Origin of the sequence: Arthrobacter endolithicus (assembly GCF_026627425.1) — a bacterium.
Lineage (GTDB): Bacteria > Actinomycetota > Actinomycetes > Actinomycetales > Micrococcaceae > Arthrobacter_M.
The window spans coordinates 1-14,933 of the sequence record NZ_JAPNLH010000012.1; the positions used below are offsets into that span (position 1 = coordinate 1).

Annotated in this window: 15 protein-coding genes; 6 read left to right on the forward strand and 9 right to left on the reverse strand. The window is 65.3% G+C overall.

Features of this window, described 5'->3' with window-relative positions:
* Positions 1–344 precede the first annotated feature (344 nt).
* Both OS914_RS11680 and trmB read right to left on the reverse strand, forming a co-directional pair.
* On the reverse strand, positions 345–653 hold the full coding sequence (locus OS914_RS11680) for a UPF0758 domain-containing protein (protein ID WP_267546239.1): 309 nt from the start codon (positions 651–653) through the stop codon (positions 345–347).
* 134 nt (positions 654–787) lie between these two features.
* Positions 788–1,663 carry a tRNA (guanosine(46)-N7)-methyltransferase TrmB gene (gene trmB / locus OS914_RS11685; protein ID WP_267546240.1) on the reverse strand — a complete coding sequence of 292 codons (876 nt, stop codon included), beginning with the start codon at positions 1,661–1,663 and terminating at the stop codon, positions 788–790.
* A gap of 307 nt (positions 1,664–1,970) precedes the next feature.
* Here trmB and OS914_RS11690 point away from each other — a divergent pair, with 307 nt between their 5' ends.
* The gene (locus OS914_RS11690; RefSeq protein ID WP_267546241.1) at positions 1,971–3,686 is read left to right on the forward strand and encodes a DEAD/DEAH box helicase; all 1,716 of its coding nucleotides are present in this window, start codon (positions 1,971–1,973) and stop codon (positions 3,684–3,686) included.
* A 241-nt stretch (positions 3,687–3,927) separates the two neighbouring features.
* A complete protein-coding gene (locus tag OS914_RS11695; protein WP_267546242.1) occupies positions 3,928–4,719 on the forward strand; it encodes a putative protein N(5)-glutamine methyltransferase in 792 nt (263 codons plus the stop codon).
* A gap of 58 nt (positions 4,720–4,777) precedes the next feature.
* On the opposite strand, the gene OS914_RS11700 is transcribed toward OS914_RS11695, so the two are convergent.
* Genes OS914_RS11700 through OS914_RS11710 form a run of 3 tightly spaced genes read right to left on the reverse strand, consistent with a single transcriptional unit; the run spans position 4,778 to position 7,127 of the window.
* The gene (locus OS914_RS11700; protein ID WP_267546243.1) at positions 4,778–5,404 is read right to left on the reverse strand and encodes a HutD/Ves family protein; all 627 of its coding nucleotides are present in this window, start codon (positions 5,402–5,404) and stop codon (positions 4,778–4,780) included.
* Between the two features lie 3 nt (positions 5,405–5,407).
* A complete protein-coding gene (locus OS914_RS11705; RefSeq protein ID WP_267546244.1) occupies positions 5,408–5,638 on the reverse strand; it encodes a hypothetical protein in 231 nt (76 codons plus the stop codon).
* Positions 5,639–5,669: 31 nt separating this feature from the next.
* Positions 5,670–7,127, reverse strand: coding sequence for an amino acid permease (locus OS914_RS11710; RefSeq protein ID WP_267546245.1), 1,458 nt, complete (start codon positions 7,125–7,127; stop codon positions 5,670–5,672).
* A gap of 125 nt (positions 7,128–7,252) precedes the next feature.
* Between OS914_RS11710 and OS914_RS11715 the strand changes: the two genes are divergently transcribed.
* The 3 genes from OS914_RS11715 (at position 7,253) to OS914_RS11725 (ending at position 9,725) form a co-directional block, all read left to right on the forward strand.
* On the forward strand, positions 7,253–8,293 hold the full coding sequence (locus OS914_RS11715) for an adenosine deaminase (protein WP_267546246.1): 1,041 nt from the start codon (positions 7,253–7,255) through the stop codon (positions 8,291–8,293).
* Between the two features lie 108 nt (positions 8,294–8,401).
* Complete coding sequence (locus OS914_RS11720; RefSeq protein ID WP_267546247.1) at positions 8,402–8,974, forward strand: hypothetical protein; 573 nt, start codon at positions 8,402–8,404, stop codon at positions 8,972–8,974.
* Positions 8,975–9,014: 40 nt separating this feature from the next.
* Entirely contained in the window at positions 9,015–9,725 is a 711-nt protein-coding gene (locus tag OS914_RS11725; RefSeq protein WP_267546248.1) for a PspA/IM30 family protein, read from the forward strand.
* Here OS914_RS11725 and OS914_RS11730 read toward each other — a convergent pair.
* Complete coding sequence (locus OS914_RS11730; RefSeq protein WP_267546249.1) at positions 9,722–11,380, reverse strand: sialidase family protein; 1,659 nt, start codon at positions 11,378–11,380, stop codon at positions 9,722–9,724. The genes OS914_RS11725 and OS914_RS11730 overlap by 4 nt on opposite strands.
* Positions 11,381–11,389: 9 nt before the next feature.
* Positions 11,390–12,073, reverse strand: a complete 684-nt coding sequence (locus OS914_RS11735) for a pentapeptide repeat-containing protein (RefSeq protein ID WP_267546250.1) — start codon at positions 12,071–12,073, stop codon at positions 11,390–11,392.
* 77 nt (positions 12,074–12,150) lie between these two features.
* Here OS914_RS11735 and OS914_RS11740 point away from each other — a divergent pair, with 77 nt between their 5' ends.
* Entirely contained in the window at positions 12,151–13,329 is a 1,179-nt protein-coding gene (locus tag OS914_RS11740; RefSeq protein ID WP_267546251.1) for a diaminopropionate ammonia-lyase, read from the forward strand.
* Between the two features lie 25 nt (positions 13,330–13,354).
* On the opposite strand, the gene OS914_RS11745 is transcribed toward OS914_RS11740, so the two are convergent.
* Both OS914_RS11745 and OS914_RS11750 read right to left on the reverse strand, forming a co-directional pair.
* Positions 13,355–14,242 carry a DUF4031 domain-containing protein gene (locus OS914_RS11745; RefSeq protein ID WP_267546252.1) on the reverse strand — a complete coding sequence of 296 codons (888 nt, stop codon included), beginning with the start codon at positions 14,240–14,242 and terminating at the stop codon, positions 13,355–13,357.
* Entirely contained in the window at positions 14,239–14,904 is a 666-nt protein-coding gene (locus OS914_RS11750; protein WP_267546253.1) for an HAD family hydrolase, read from the reverse strand. Before OS914_RS11750 ends, OS914_RS11745 begins: the two co-directional genes overlap by 4 nt.
* Between the last annotated feature and the right edge of the window lie 29 nt (positions 14,905–14,933).

Sequence of the window (14,933 nt, forward strand, 5' to 3'; positions counted from 1 at the left end):
GAGGGTAACGGTACGAGGGTAGAGATCCCGGCCGCGATGGGGACCGAGACGCCAGAGGGTGCGAGGACAGCAGGCCTAGCGGGCGAAGCGTCGGTCGTTTCGCTGGTTCCGGTACCCGTCCTCCCGTTGTCGAACATATATTCATTCTAGACCTATCAAGTAGAACAAACAATAGAATACGGGTCTGTGGACAAGGAATTTCGGGGAGTTCTGGGCGCTTTGCGAGGCATGTTTGCGGGCTGGGTTCCCCAGGCCCCAACCCGGCCGTGACCAGCGTTGGGCGGCCACCGAAAAATTGGGCGACCACGAAGTTGATGTGGTGGATAGCATTGGGCCGCCGGCTTTCAGCCCTTTGCCCGGTGTGCGGCCCTTCGGCTGAGTTCGCAGCCTGCGACTATCCGCATGGCCAGCGCGGGCCCCACGCCGTCGATCGCCAGTAGCTGCTCCACGTTGGCTTCCGCGAGGCCCGCAGTACCGGATGTCCTGCGCAGGATGCGTGCGGCTAATTCGATGCTGCTGCAGCCGGGTATCCCCGATCCGATGATGACCGCCAGCACTTCTGCATCTTTGAGCCGGCGGACCCCCACGGAGAGTAATCTCTCCCGAGGGCGATCAGCGATACTCATTTGGGCTATGGCTGTGTGCTCTTTCATGTCCCTCAGGTTAGGTGCGTCCGCCGCCCTCGGCCCGGCAAATTGTGCTGCTGTGGATAAGCCCGGTGTCCGCAATGCCAGTGCAGGGAGCGCTTGTGGACCGATCGCCAGTGCAGGGAGCACCAGTGCACCGACTACCCGTGCAGGGACTGGCGGCGCCGCAGGGTCAGGTCAAAAATCGTCCGCCCCGCCAGATGTGCCTTATTTTCAAACCCAGTCAAAATTCTCCCCGGGAACCGCGGTGCCCAGCCGCCCTCCGTATCCGTTTCATCGGAGGGATCACAATCAACTCCGGAAAGCCGCGCCTCGGTGAGCGGACTCTCTGCGCCGGCGCGTTCGCCGTCGTGCACGTTGTCAAAGTCTTCGGATGCACGCGCAACATCACGTATTTGCCGCGCGTAATCCGACCAGTCCGTGGCCAGCCGCCATAGGCCGCCGGGCTGGAGCACGCGCGCGACCAGCGGCGCGAAGGAATCCTTGACCATCCGGCGCTTGTTGTGTTTTGTCTTGTGCCACGGGTCCGGAAAAAAGACCCATACCTCGCTCACTGAAGCTGGCTGAAGCATGGTGCTGAGGACCTCAGGCGCGTTCGCCTGGACGACCCGGACGTTGGTCAGATCACGCGAGGCAACCTTGAGCAGGGTCTGCGCCAGGCCCGGGAGGTAGACCTCCACCGCCAGGAAGTCCTTTTCCGGGTTTTGTTCGGCGGCATGGACGACGGCATCGCCAAGTCCGGAGCCGATTTCCACGATCAGCGGCGCCCGGCGTCCGAAAACCTTAACCGCGTCAAAGATGAAGTCCGGGTGCACGGAGGTGTCGGCAACGTGCCGCGGCACGTCGACGGCGTAAGCCTTCTGGTGCTCCAGCCAAGCCCGCTCGCGTCGGCCCTGCAGGCGGGTGCCGCGGCGGACAAACGAAACGGGCTGCCCCTGATAGGTTCCGTGCGCGGCCTGGCTGCCGGGGGTCACGGCACGGGGAAGGAAGGCAGTTGGATCTTCGGAGTCACTCATCATCACCAGCGTACCTTTCGGACGGCGTCGGGGTTCGACGACGGTAGAAGGTCCGGCCACCGTGGAGGCCCGCCGTCAAAACCTGTTAGACTGAAGGAACTTGAAGCGCGTTTTCTCGCCCTTCATGCGTCGATGAACGCGTTGATCCAGTCCCGCAAGTTCTCTTCCATTGCAACAGTTGAGCCCGTACGCCGGGCCCAGTGCATGGTCTGCGGTAGACATTTTCTGACATTTCTTCGGCGAATCCCTGCGTGCCGACCGGCTCCGGGGCATCGTATTTATGCCGAACCGAAAGCAACCATTTTTTATGACTACTTTCTCCAGCCTTGGTGTGCCCAAGGTCCTCGCCGCTTCCCTCGCCGCCAAAGGCATTGAAGAGCCATTTCCCATACAGGTCAAGACGCTGCCCGATACGCTGGCAGGTCGGGATGTGCTGGGCCGCGGCCGTACGGGCTCCGGAAAGACCATTGCCTTTGCCCTTCCGCTGGTCGCTCGTCTGGCCGAGGCCGAGGCAGCCTACCGCCGCAAGCCCGGCCGCCCCTTGGGCCTGGTGCTGGCGCCAACCCGGGAGTTGGCTACCCAGCTGAACAACACGATTGAACCGCTGGCCAAGGAAATGGGCCTCACCACCACCGTGATCTACGGGGGCGTTTCGCAGCAGCGTCAGGAGCGCGCGCTCAAGGCCGGCGTGGACATCGTCATTGCTTGCCCGGGGAGGCTGGAAGACCTGATGAAGCAGCGTCTGGTCACCCTCGAATCCGTCGAAATCACCGTGCTGGATGAGGCAGATCATATGGCTGACCTCGGCTTCCTGCCGGTGGTCAAGCGGCTCCTGGACACCACGCCCAAGGACGGTCAGCGCCTGCTGTTCTCCGCCACATTGGATAACGGGGTGGACAAGATTGTCCAGCGTTACCTCAGCAACCCTTTGACCCACTCGGTCGATGATCCCAAGGCGTCCGTGAGCACCATGGAACACCACGTCCTGGTGGTCAACGATCAGACGGTGAAGAAGCAGATCATCACCGAGCTGGCGTCCGGCTCCGGCCGCCGCCTGCTGTTCATGCGCACCAAGCACCATGCCCGCAAGCTGGCCAAAACTCTGACCGACGCCGGTATTCCCGCCGTGGACCTGCATGGAAACCTGTCGCAGAACGCCCGGGACCGTAACCTGGCCGAGTTCTCCTCTGGCGACGTGCGCGTCCTGGTGGCCACGGATGTTGCCGCGCGCGGAGTGCACGTCGACGACGTCGAACTGGTCATCCATGTTGATCCGCCGACGGAGCACAAGGCATACCTGCACCGTTCCGGCCGGACGGCTCGAGCCGGATCTGATGGAACGGTTGTCACCATCACGTTGCCGGAGCAGCAGTCGGACGTGAAGAAGCTGATGAAGGCCGCCGGCGTCGACGTCTCCTTTGAACGCGTCACGGCCAGCCATCCGTTGATCGCCAAGTTGGTGGGCGAGGTCGCCGGCAAGGTTGACCCGCGCACCCGTGCGGCATTGCAGGCGGCAAAGAACGGCCAGCAAGGCGGCGGCGAGTCCACTGGCGCGAATGCCGAGCGCAAGCGCGCCCGCCGTTCGGGCCAGGCCGCGCCGACCGCCGGAGGTCGCGGGGGACGCGGCGGACGTGGCCGGGTTTCCGCCGGCACAACCGAAGCGGGTAACCGCGAGGACCGCCGCAAGGACCAAACGCAGGCCCCCCGTTTCGGCAGTGAGAACCGTCGTCCGGCCCGTGCCGAGGGCGGCGCCGATGTAGCGCGCGGCCCCAAGCGCGCCCCCCACGCAGCATCACACCACAACGATGCATCCCGAGGCGCAGGCCGCTCCGGTGCCGGGCAGAACGCCGCAAGTCAGCGCGGCACTGCCCCCCGCACGCAGGGCTCCGCCCAGGTCTGGTCCTCAAACACCGGGGGAACGTCCACCGGCAGCTACAACGGTGGGGGTTCCGGCGGCGCAGGCCGCTCCGGCGGTCCCCGCCGCGCCTCGGCACCAGCGTCGAATCAGCGCCGCGGCCGTTAGGCGCGCAGGTTTCATCCGGCCGGGTGGTCGGCGAGGGCAGACTTTCTAGCCTTCGCCGGCTGCCCGGTTCGGCATAGACCGCAGGTAACCCAAGGCGGGGCAGGGCACTGCAGGGAACTGCAGGGCAGGATACTTCAGGCCGCTAACGAAGGACGGGCGTGGAAACCTTGCGCAGTTGTTAGGGTGAACGCATGTCGAACCATACCGTTGACGGGCGCGCTCGGGGATCAGCACGGTTGCCGTGACAGGTCCCCCGCGGTTTCCGCCTCGCGCTGACGTCGTCCGGGCGCTGAGGGCCGCGGGATGTGTTTTTGCCGAGGCAGAAGCGGATTTGCTCCTAGACTGCGCACAAACGCCGGCCGACCTCGCTGCCATGCTGGAGAGCCGGCTGTCGGGTCTGCCGCTGGAACAGATTCTGGGCTGGGCGGAATTCTGCGGCCTCCGGATGGTCGTGGCGCCGGGCGTTTTCGTGCCTCGGCGCCGCACCGAATTCCTGGTCCTTCAGGCCGCAGCGCTGGCGGCCCCGGCTGCGGTCCTCGTGGACCTGTGCTGCGGCTCGGGCGCCGTGGGTGCGGCACTGCTCGCCACCATCCCTCACGGGCAGCTGTATTCGGTCGACATCGATCCGGCCGCGGTTCGGTGTGCCGTAACCAACGTTGCTGCCGTCAGCGGCCGGGTGTTCAAGGGCGACCTCTTTGCCCCGTTGCCTGCCGAGCTGCGCGGACGCGTGGACATCCTGGTGGCCAATGCTCCTTATGTGCCGACCGAGGCCATCGCGATGATGCCACCGGAGGCGCGCCTATATGAGGCCCGAACGGCGTTGGATGGCGGGGGGGACGGGCTTGACGTGCAGCGCCGGGTTGTAGCGGGGGCGCTTGTTTGGTTGGCGCCGGGCGGACATCTGCTGATCGAGACGAGTGAGCGCCAGGCCGCGGAGTCGGCCGCCATTTTCAGCCGCAATGGGCTGACCCCACAAGTTATCCACTGCCCGGATTTGAACGCAACCGTCGTGATCGGCAGCGTCGCGGATTGAGCCGCGACTGCCGGTAATTCGGGGGGTGTTCGGGGACGCTGTTACTGTAGGGCTGCCGTCACTGCGCGGCGCCGATGCTGACAATAGCGACAAAGCCCCGCCCGGTGAGTTCGGGGGCGGCATCGGAACCGGCGACGGCGTCAAAACGGGAGAGCGCGACGGTGCCGACATCCTGGCCCGACGCCACCTCGGCTGCCCCCACGCCGCCTGCCGCCGCGGCGGTCACCCCAGGCACTGCTCCTTCGCTCACCGTTGCCTGACCCTGCAGGAGAACCGCGAATTGGTCGGCAAAAACGGGATGCGGCCGCTTTTTGGAGAGCTCAACAACAGTGGTGTACGCCTTGATATTCCGTCTTCGGGCCAGTACGCCAAGGTCCATGACATTGCCCGTGGGCAGCGATGCACTCGTGCTGCTGTCCCCGGAGAAACGGAAGGGGCGGTATTTCTCCAGGAGATGCTCGCTGCCGTCGACCTCCAACAAAAGCAGCTCACCGTCGATCACGGTGACGATGCGGTCGATGCCCGGCATCGCCGAGAACGGACCCGCCGTACTCACTTCCGCGATGCTGATCCGCCAAAGGCAGCCATCGCCGTCGGCTGCCTTCTGCGCGGCCAGCGTGCGGGTGACACCGTCGCCGTTGGCCCAGCGCTCGGGGCTGAGCTGGCTGTAGCGGATGACCTGCACGGGCTAGTCCTCCACGCTTTTAACGCTGATGACGCGCATCCGTTTAGGCTCCATCTTCCGGCGCTGTGCGTTCCGCCGGGCCCGCGTGTACACCGCGGACAGCAGCAGGGACAGCGCGAAAGCGGCTGCCACCTTGAGCAGGAACGGCCAGGGAAGCACCGACAGGACCAGGCAGACCAGAGCAAAGCTGACGAATTGGAAGACCAGATCCGCCCGACCCGATTTTTTACGCATGTCCCCAGACTACTCGGCGGATGTGCCGGTATCAGTCACTGACGGGAGCGGACAAAGCAGCGTGGCGCGGACTGTCCGGATTCATCAATGAGTGCTGGCGGCCGTAGAAGAAATAAACGATCAGGCCGATGATCAGCCAGATCGCGAACCTTAGCCAGGTCTCCCAATGCAGCTGTGTGATCAGGAACAAGGAGGCGAGCACACCGAACGCGGGCACAACGGGCATGAAGGGAAGCCGGAAGGTCCGGGGCTCATCGGGCTTGGTGCGCCGCAGCACGATGACGGCAATGCATACCACCACGAAGGCCGCGAGGATGCCGATATTGGTCAAATCGGCCACGAGCCGGATGGGAAGCACCCCGGCCAGCACCGCGGAGGCCCCGCCGGCAATCCAGGTGACGCGCTGCGGAACGCGTTTCTTATCCGTTTGGGAGAACCACTTCGGGAGTAGGCCGTCGCGGCTCATGGCGTACCAGACGCGGGTGACGCCGAGCAGGAACGTCAGCATCACCGTCAGGATGGAAATCACGGCAAACCCCGCAATGATGGTAGCAATCGTCGGCAGCCCTACGGAATCGAAGGCTGAAGCGAACGCGCTGTTCGGGTTGAGGTCGGTGTATTTCTGCATGCCCGTGAGCACCAGGGTCGCCATCACGTAGAGGACCATCGCGATAATCAGCGAGAGAATAATCGCCTTGGGCATGTGTTTTTTCGCGTCCGTGGCTTCTTCGGCGGCGGTGCTCATTGCGTCATAACCAAAGACGGCGAAGAAAACTGTGGCGGCGCCTCCCAGGACCGGCCCAAAACTGGTGGGCATAAACGGAACAAAGTTGGAGCCGTTGATATGGAACATGCCGATCCCGATAATTCCGAGGATGAGCAGTACCTTCACCGCCACGGCCACCAGTTCAAACCGGCCGAAACTCTTCGAACCCCGGCTAAGGATCCACGTCACCAGCAGGCAGACGACGACGGCGGGCAGGTTGATGATGCCGTGCGGCGTATCGGGGGTCCAGGCACTGGAAATCCAGTCGGGCACGGTGACGCCGATGCCGCCCATAAAGGCACTGAAATATCCGGAAATCCCAATCGCCACCACGGCCACTATCGCGATATATTCCAGCAGCAGGTCCCAGCCGATGAACCAGCCCACCAGCTCGCCCAGTGCCACGTAACCATACGTATAGGCGGAGCCGGCGCGGGGAATCATCCCGGCGAACTCCGCATAGGAGAGAGCGGCCGCGCCACTGGCCAGCCCTGCGACGAGAAAGGAGATGACGACGGCTGGTCCGACGCCCGGGTTGCCACTGTCCCCGTGGGCTACGACCCCGGCGAGCGTGAAGATCCCAACGCCGATAATGCCGCCGACGCCGATGGCTGTCAGTTGCCATAGACCAAGGCTGCGCAGCAGCCCGCCGCCTTTTTCCTCATCGACATCCTGGACGGGTTTGCGCCGCCAGATTGAGTAGGGGTTTGCCAGCTGACTCATCAGTGCCTCCGGAAGATCGTGCCACCGCTCGGATCGGCTCAGTTTACTCCCGTGTCAAGACCCACTGCGCGACACCCCGCGGTTCTCCGTGGCCGGCGAGGGCCCGCGGCGTGATGGAATGGTGCATGCCAACATCGCGTTTGAGTCCCGCCCGCTTGCCTACCGCCGAGCTGCACCTGCATATCGAGGGGACGCTGGAGCCGGAGCTCATCTTCGCGCTGGCCGTGCGCAACGGCATCGCGCTGCCGTATCGGGACGTTTCCGCGTTGCGGGCCCAGTACGAGTTCACCGATCTGCAGTCGTTCCTGACCTTGTACTACAGCAATATGGCCGTCCTGCTGACTGAGCAGGACTTCGAGGATATGACGCGGGCGTACCTGGTGCGGGCCGGTGCCGCGGGTGTGCGGCATGCAGAGATTTTCCTCGATCCACAGGCGCATCTGCTCCGCGGTGTGGCGCTGGAGACCTGCATCAACGGCGTCACCCGGGGGCTGGCGGACAGCGAGGCTCGATACGGCCTGAGCACGTCACTGATCGCAGCATTCCTGCGGGACAGGACCGCGGAGGAGGCCCTCGATGTCCTCGAGCAGCTGATTGCCATGGACGCGCCGATCATCGGCATCGGCCTGGATTCAGCGGAGGTGGGCCATCCGCCGTCGAAATTTACTGCTGTGTTCAGGCGCGCCCATGCCGCCGGACTCCGATGCGTAGCGCACGCCGGCGAGGAAGGCGGACCCGACTACATCTGGGAAGCTCTGGATCTGCTGGGCGTGGCCCGAATCGACCACGGAATCCGGGCCGTTGAGGACGAACAACTGGTCAACCGCCTGGTTGCGGAGCAGATCCCACTCACCGTCTGCCCGTTGTCCAACGTGCGGCTGAGGGCGGTGGATACGCTGGCGGACCACCCCCTGCCCGACATGCTGGCCCGTGGATTGAATATCTCCGTACATTCGGATGATCCGTCCTACTTCGGCGGTTACCTCGATGACAATATGGCGCAGCTGGTTAGCACGTTTGCTCTGGACAGCACGCAGTTGGCCAAACTGGCCGCCAACTCGGTCCGCTCGGCGTTCCTGACGCCGGAGCGGTGCGAGGAACTGCTGGCCGAGGTCGAAAACTGGCGCACCGCGCAACCGGGGGCTAAGCAGGTGCCGGGGGGCTAAGCAGGTGCCGGCCCTCTAAGTTACCTGTGCTGCGTGCTAGGCTACTGCGCATAGGCCGCAGTGCCGAACACGATTGCGGCCTGACGATTGTGTGGAGGCAACGGGAAAATGGATGCCGGAAGCGTTCTGCTGATTCTGCTGCTGATCCTCGTGGTGGTTGTCGGCGCAGGAGTGACTATTGCCGGTGTACTGCTGTATCGCGGCGGCCGAAATGTCGCGCGGCGGGTCGCTCCCGTGAGCAGAGCGCGCCGGGGTGCCCTCATCTACCGGACCAAGAGCCCGGATCCGCAGCGTCGTGGCCTGGCCGTGACGCGGCTGAAATTGCAGGATAGTCTGGCGGCCACCAACAGGAGCCTGGCCGTCGCCGTGGATTCGCGCCAGCACGTGGGGAACCTTGGCTACATTGTGCAGACCTTGAATCATGCCGCCGGCGTGCTTGACCGCCAGCTGGCGGTCGCGGAAAAGGAGCCGGATCCCGCCATCGCGCGGGTCTACGCACAGACCCTTGGAACCCAGAGCGAACAGGTACTGCACACCTGCGCCGGCGTGCGGGAGGCGCTGGCTAGGACCTCGCAGCCGATGACCGCCGTCGACATTTCCGCTCTCACACGGCGTTTGGACGTTGAAGCTAAGATGCTGGACAACTGGGCTGCCACCTATACCCGTCTGGGGCACCCTTAGCCGGCCCCCCGCCGACATCAGCAACGACAGGAGCATGGCCATGAAGCTGACTGAGCGCATCATGATGATTTTTCGATCCAAGGCCAACGCCGCGGTGGATCGATATGAGGACCCGCAGCGCAGTTTGGACTATGCCTACCGGAACCAGCTGGAGGCTCTGCACCAGGTGCGGCGCGGTATTGCAGATGTAGCTACCAGCCGGCACCGGCTGGAGATCCAGGCCAATGAGCTGCATTCGGCGATGGGGCGCCTGCAGCAGCAGGCGCAGCAGGCCGTGGACCTGGAGCAGGACGAGCTGGCCCATGTGGCGCTGTCCCGGCGTGCCGACCTGTCCGCTCAACTGGACGGGATTAAGCAAGCGCGTGATGGGCTGTATGCGCAGGAAACGGCGCTCACGGCCGGATTCGGCCAATTGCAGATCCGCGTGGAAGGTTTCCGCATTCGGGCGCAGACCATTAGGGCAACGTACTCGGCCGCGGAAGCCCAGACCCGGATCGGTGAGTCGCTGGGCGGGCTGAATAAAGAGATGGCCGAGGTCTCCCTCACGATGGCCCGGGCCGAGGAGCACGCCGCGCAAATGCAGGCCCGGTCGGCCGCACTGGAGGAGATGAACAGGTCCGGCACGCTGGAGGACCCGACCAAGCCGTTCAACGACCCGGTGGCCCGCGAGCTCGACCGGGTCAGCGCCGAGCACCAGGTGGACGCCGAGCTGTCCTTGATGAAGGCAAGCCGGCACTCCCGGCTGGTCTAGGAACCGATCCGTACGTCTCCGGTTTCCGTATCGAACCGGAACTCCCTGCCCGGCACCGGGGCGCCATCGGATGCCCGCATGGCGGCGGCGCTGGAGTGCAGACCGAAGGAGACAGCCGCGGACCCGACGGCAACGTCGGCCGCCGTCACGGTGTAGGTCAGGGAGGGGTAGAGGTGTTCGCCGCCGGGAGGGAGCTGGACGGGACGCTCGGCCGGGGCTGCGTTGAAGTTCCCGGTCAGGACGACGGCGGCAGGCTGGCTGCCGTGATTGGTGACCCTGGCGGAAAACGCCAGAATGTCCCCGCTGGCATAACCGGGGCGGGGCGGCCCGTAGTTCAGCTCCTGCGACTCCCGGTTGGAGAGGATTTGGACGGCGTCGACGGAGTACCCTTGGCCCATCTCCTTCCAGACGGCCGCGGGGAAGTCCCCCTGCGGGCCGGGCAAAGCCACACTTTCCCCCACCGTCTGCCAGACTTCGGGCAGACCCGGGGAGATAGAGCGCAGTTCCACCTCGAGAACAACATCCGCTTCGTTTCTGCGCGCCGCGCCGGCCCTGGGCGCGGCCGGTGCGGCACGCAGGCGGGCCGAATCCACTGAGGTGAAAACGATTTCCCGGTAACCCTGCCGCTCGTAGAGCACCCCGATTCTGCCGTCCGGCAGCCGGGCGGCGGTGGAATAGGCGCTGCTGCCCTGACACAGGACCACGGCGTGCGGCCAGGAGGCGCCGTTATCCACGGAGAGCTTGAGCACCGTGTTCCGCCGGAGCGCGGTGTCGTGATTGTGCGTGGCGATCAGCCAGCTGTCGGTGCCTGGCGAGGACAATCCGGCCAGGACGGGGAGGCCGTCGAACCTGGTCACCGAGCCATTGTCGCTGGGATCCGGGAGGTCCTGATGCGGCCGGGGACGCGAGTAGGAGTGCCCGCCGTCGGTGGAGATTGCCGTCAGCCGGTGCGGCGTAGCGCGGGAGTGCAGCAGGACCCGTCCATCGGAAAGTCCCACAGTTTTGTTCTCATTTGTATCCGGACCAATGAACTCGCCCAGGGTCCAGGTGTCGCCGTGGTCGTCGCTGTAGGCGGAGGCGGCCAGGATGTTCCCAGCCGCCTTCCCTGCTGATTTCTCCTCGGTGACCAGGACCACGAACTGCTGGATCAGCCTGCCTCGGTAGGGGCCTGCGTGCAGCTGGATACCCTGGCCGGCTGCCGCGAAAATGCCGGTGATCCGGTCCCTTTTGAGCTGGTCGGTGATCCGGCGGTGCTGCCAGCTGACGCCGTCGTCGTCGGAATAACTGTAATCGCAGTGCTGCACCGCATCAGTCGGATCCAGCCCGGCTACCGCTTCGAAGAAGCCTGCCTGCGTGCCGGCCGCGTGGAACATGAAAATCCGGCCGGTTTCCGCATCCACCAGCAGACTCGGGTCGCCGAAGCCAGCCAGGCCAGTTCCGGTGCGAACTACCTGCTGCCGCCCCCATGTCCGGCCGGAATCACTGCTCCGGCGCACCAGAAGATCGATCGGATTCGGCAGGTCATCCAGATTTGGCCGGCCGTCATACGCCGCAAGGACCGTGCCGCGGGTACTCACCGCCATAGCCGGAATCCGGTATTGCCGGTAGCCGTCGATCCCGCGGGTAGCCAGGACACGGTCAAAGGATGGCGTCATGATTGAATTTTAGCGTCCGGCCCAGGCGACGCTGATACCCAGATGCTCGGCGAGCAGCGGAGCCAGCAGGCCCAGCTGGTGTTCGTCGATGACCGCTCCGGCCAAGTTGCCGAGGCCGTGGATGGCGCTGAAGTCGCTGCCGCGCAGATCCAAACCCGCACATTTTGCCGCGGTGACGTCAAGGGTGCCGATCCGGCAGTTCCTCAGCGCCATCCGGTTCACCGTACTGCCGCCAAGATCGAGTTCATTGATGATGCAGTCGCTGATCAGCAGATCGGAAATTTTCGATGCCCGCAGGTTGACGAAATCCAGCTTCCCGCCGTCGATTCGCACGGACTGCCAGCTGCTGTCGTATAACTCCGCCGAGCCCCAGCGCGGAGCTGTGATGACCACATCCCGCCAGGTGGAGCGGGCTGCGGTGAAGACCGGGGCAAAACTATCGGCGAGGATGCAATTGCGGAACCTGACGCCGCGCAGTTGAGCCTCGTGGAAGGTGGCGCCCTGGAATTGGCAGTCGATGAAGTCGCAGGCCGTGAGATCCAGTCCGTCCAGCGTGGGGCGCTCAAAGCGCTCGCTGTCGTAGCTGTCGCCGGAGAGAAGGGACGCATCTGCCGATTCCTGCAGATCGTGCAGCGTGACGGGGGATAGCCGCGGTGCTTGGAGACGGCCGGTTTGGGAGGACTTGGAAACCATGGTTTCCAGCCTACCGACCGACCTACCGACTGTGGCCGGTGCTGGCCGTTTCACGGCACCGGCCGCACAATGGTCACATGACTGGCACCCCGGCATTTGGCACTGCTTCATCCTCCACCGGCCCGACGGAAAGCCGGCGGCGCGGCGATTGGTACTCCAACCCATCAGCACGGGACTTTCCCAGTGTTTCGGCACCGGGTCACGTGCTGGACTTTCACCTTCGGCTGCCCGGCTATGCACCCACGCCGTTGCGCGACTGCCCCGAACTCGCCGCGGAACTGGGGGTGGGACGGGTCTTCGTGAAAGAGGAAGCCGAACGGTTTGGCCTCCCGGCGTTCAAAATGGTGGGGGCGTCGTGGGCCGTGTGCCGGGCCCTGGCAGCCACCACGTCCGAACCCGATCGGCTCTGGACCTTTGATGAGCTGAGGAAACAGCTGGATGGTGGAGTCCGGCTGGTCTGTGCCACGGACGGCAACCACGGCCGGGCTGTGGCCCACACCGCCGCCCTGCTCGGGTTGAAAGCCCGGGTGTTTGTCCCCGCGTCCATCGGTCAGCGGGCCAAAGACGGCATTGTCAGTGAGGGGGCGCAACTGACCGAAGTCGATGAACCCTATGACAATGTGGTCCGCAAGGCCGCACGCGCCGCTGCAGCGGATCCGCAGGCACTGCTGGTGCAGGACACGGCCTGGGCCGGATACGAACAGATTCCCGGCTGGATTGTTCAGGGATATTCAACGATCTTCCGCGAAATCGACGCGCAGCTGCGCGATGCCAGGGCCAGCGGTGCGGACGTTGTGGTCACCCCCTGCGGGGTCGGTTCGCTGATCCAGGCCACCGTGGCCCACTACCGCGGCGAGGGCCGCGGCGCCGGTGTAGCCAGCCCTTCGCTGCTCAGCGTGGAACCGGAGGAATCGGCGTGTCTGCTCGAGTCCCTCCGGGCGGGCCGTCCCGTGTCGGTGCGGACCGGCCCCACCCGGATGGCGGGGCTCAACTGCGGCACCGTCTCCAGCATCGCCTGGCCCGTACTGCAGGGCGGTGTCGACGCCGCCGTCACGATCACGGAGGATCAGGACCTCCAGGCCGTGAGGGAGCTGGCGCGGCTGGGACTCGATAGCGGGCCGTGCGGGGCGGCCTCACTGGCGGGGATAAAAGTGGTGGCGGAGAATGCCGCACTCCGGCAGGCGATGGGGATCTCCGCCGCGTCCGTGGTGGTCTTACTCAGCACGGAAAGCCTGGCCGCCAATCCAGTGAGCTGAGGTGCTCACCGAGGAGGTGCTGTCCTCAGTGTCCTGGTGTCCAAAGATCCCCGCTGAGCTCGTCCTCGAGGTTCCGTTGCGCGGCCGCCAGCCACCGGTTTTGGGCGGCGCCGGTGTGGAACAGCGGATCCAGTTCAAGAAGCCGGCGGACGACGGCGGCGCGGCCGGCTGCGAAGTCGGTGTCACCAACGTGCGCGTAATCGGCCCGAACCGCGCTCACATAGCGGCGGTACTGTTCCGGAGTGCCGCCCAGTACGGACAGATCGGCATCGCACAGCAGCGCGCCGCCGTCGTCCGCCGGCTCCGCCGCATGACTGGCCGTTAGCCGGACCAAGCGCGCCGTTTCACGAACCTGTCCAGCGGGCAGCCCGGCCCGTGCCAGGAGGGACTGCGCCAGCTGTGCGGACTGCTCCTCATCCGCTCCCGCCACGCCGCGGTAGATGGCGTCATGGAACCAGGCGGCCAGCAAAACGGCCCGCTCCGGGCGCGCAGTCAGCAGCGCCAGGGCTTCCAACACCGCCAGCAGGCGGTGGGGCCCGTGGTAATGCCGGTGCGGTTCACTCCAGCGTGCCAGCAGGTCGTGCCCGATCGCCTGCCGGCCCGGAAGCAACACGCTCCAGCGCTGCAGCAGAACGCCCTGCAAAGCTTCCGGCCGCTCCCGCGCCGGAACCCGCAGGCCGCTGGCAATCAGCCGCCGAACCAGTTCCTTACCGGAAACCTCGACGGCTCCGTGGCGGACCAGGTCGGCATACCGGCGCTGCGGGACGTCGTAGTGGTCCCGGTCAAAGGCATGGACGGCAATTCCCGCGGCGTCAGCAAATTCATGCAGCTCGGCCAGTGAGGTGTCCGAGACCAGATGCGAAAACACGGTGCCGTGCGCCGGCCAGACCGGCGGGTCCAGATAGAGCGTCACCGGGTTCCGCCGGGCTCGAATTCGCGCAGCAGTTCTTCCATACGTCCGAAGGGAATGGCTCCGGCGGCGGCCAGCGAGCCCGCCGCGGCGAGCCCGCCGGTGAACCCGTAGGCTGTCATCCCCGCGGTGGCCGCCGCCTGCACGCCGGGAACGCTGTCCTCCACGACGACGCAGCGCGCCGGATCCACTCCCATCGTCCGTGCGGCATGCACAAAGAGGTCCGGAAAGGGTTTGCCGCGGGCAACCTCCGAGGCACTGAAAATCCGCCCGTCAAACTCGCCGGCCAGCCCGGTCAGGCCTAGGGTGAGCCGCATTTTTTCATGGGACCCGCTGGAGGCCACGCAATACGGCAGGTTTTGCGCCCGCAGAGCCGCCAGCACCCGTTCCACTCCTGCGACCGGGGCGAGTTGGCTGCTGAAGGTCCGCCGGATTTCCACCGTTGAGCGGCGGTCGAATTCCGCTGCCAGCTCCGTCCCCAGAAGCCTCTCCAGCACCAGCTGTCCCGCGGCGGCGGTCCTGCCCATGAAGGCGTCCACCACCTCCTGCTCCGAATGCGGCGCACCCAGTTCGGTGAGCAGGCGCGCCTCGATCGCCACCGTCAGCCGCTCGCTGTCCACCAGCACGCCGTCGCAGTCAAAGATCACCAGTCCGCAGGAGTCCATTCCTCTACGCTAGTGGCTATCGGCCCCGG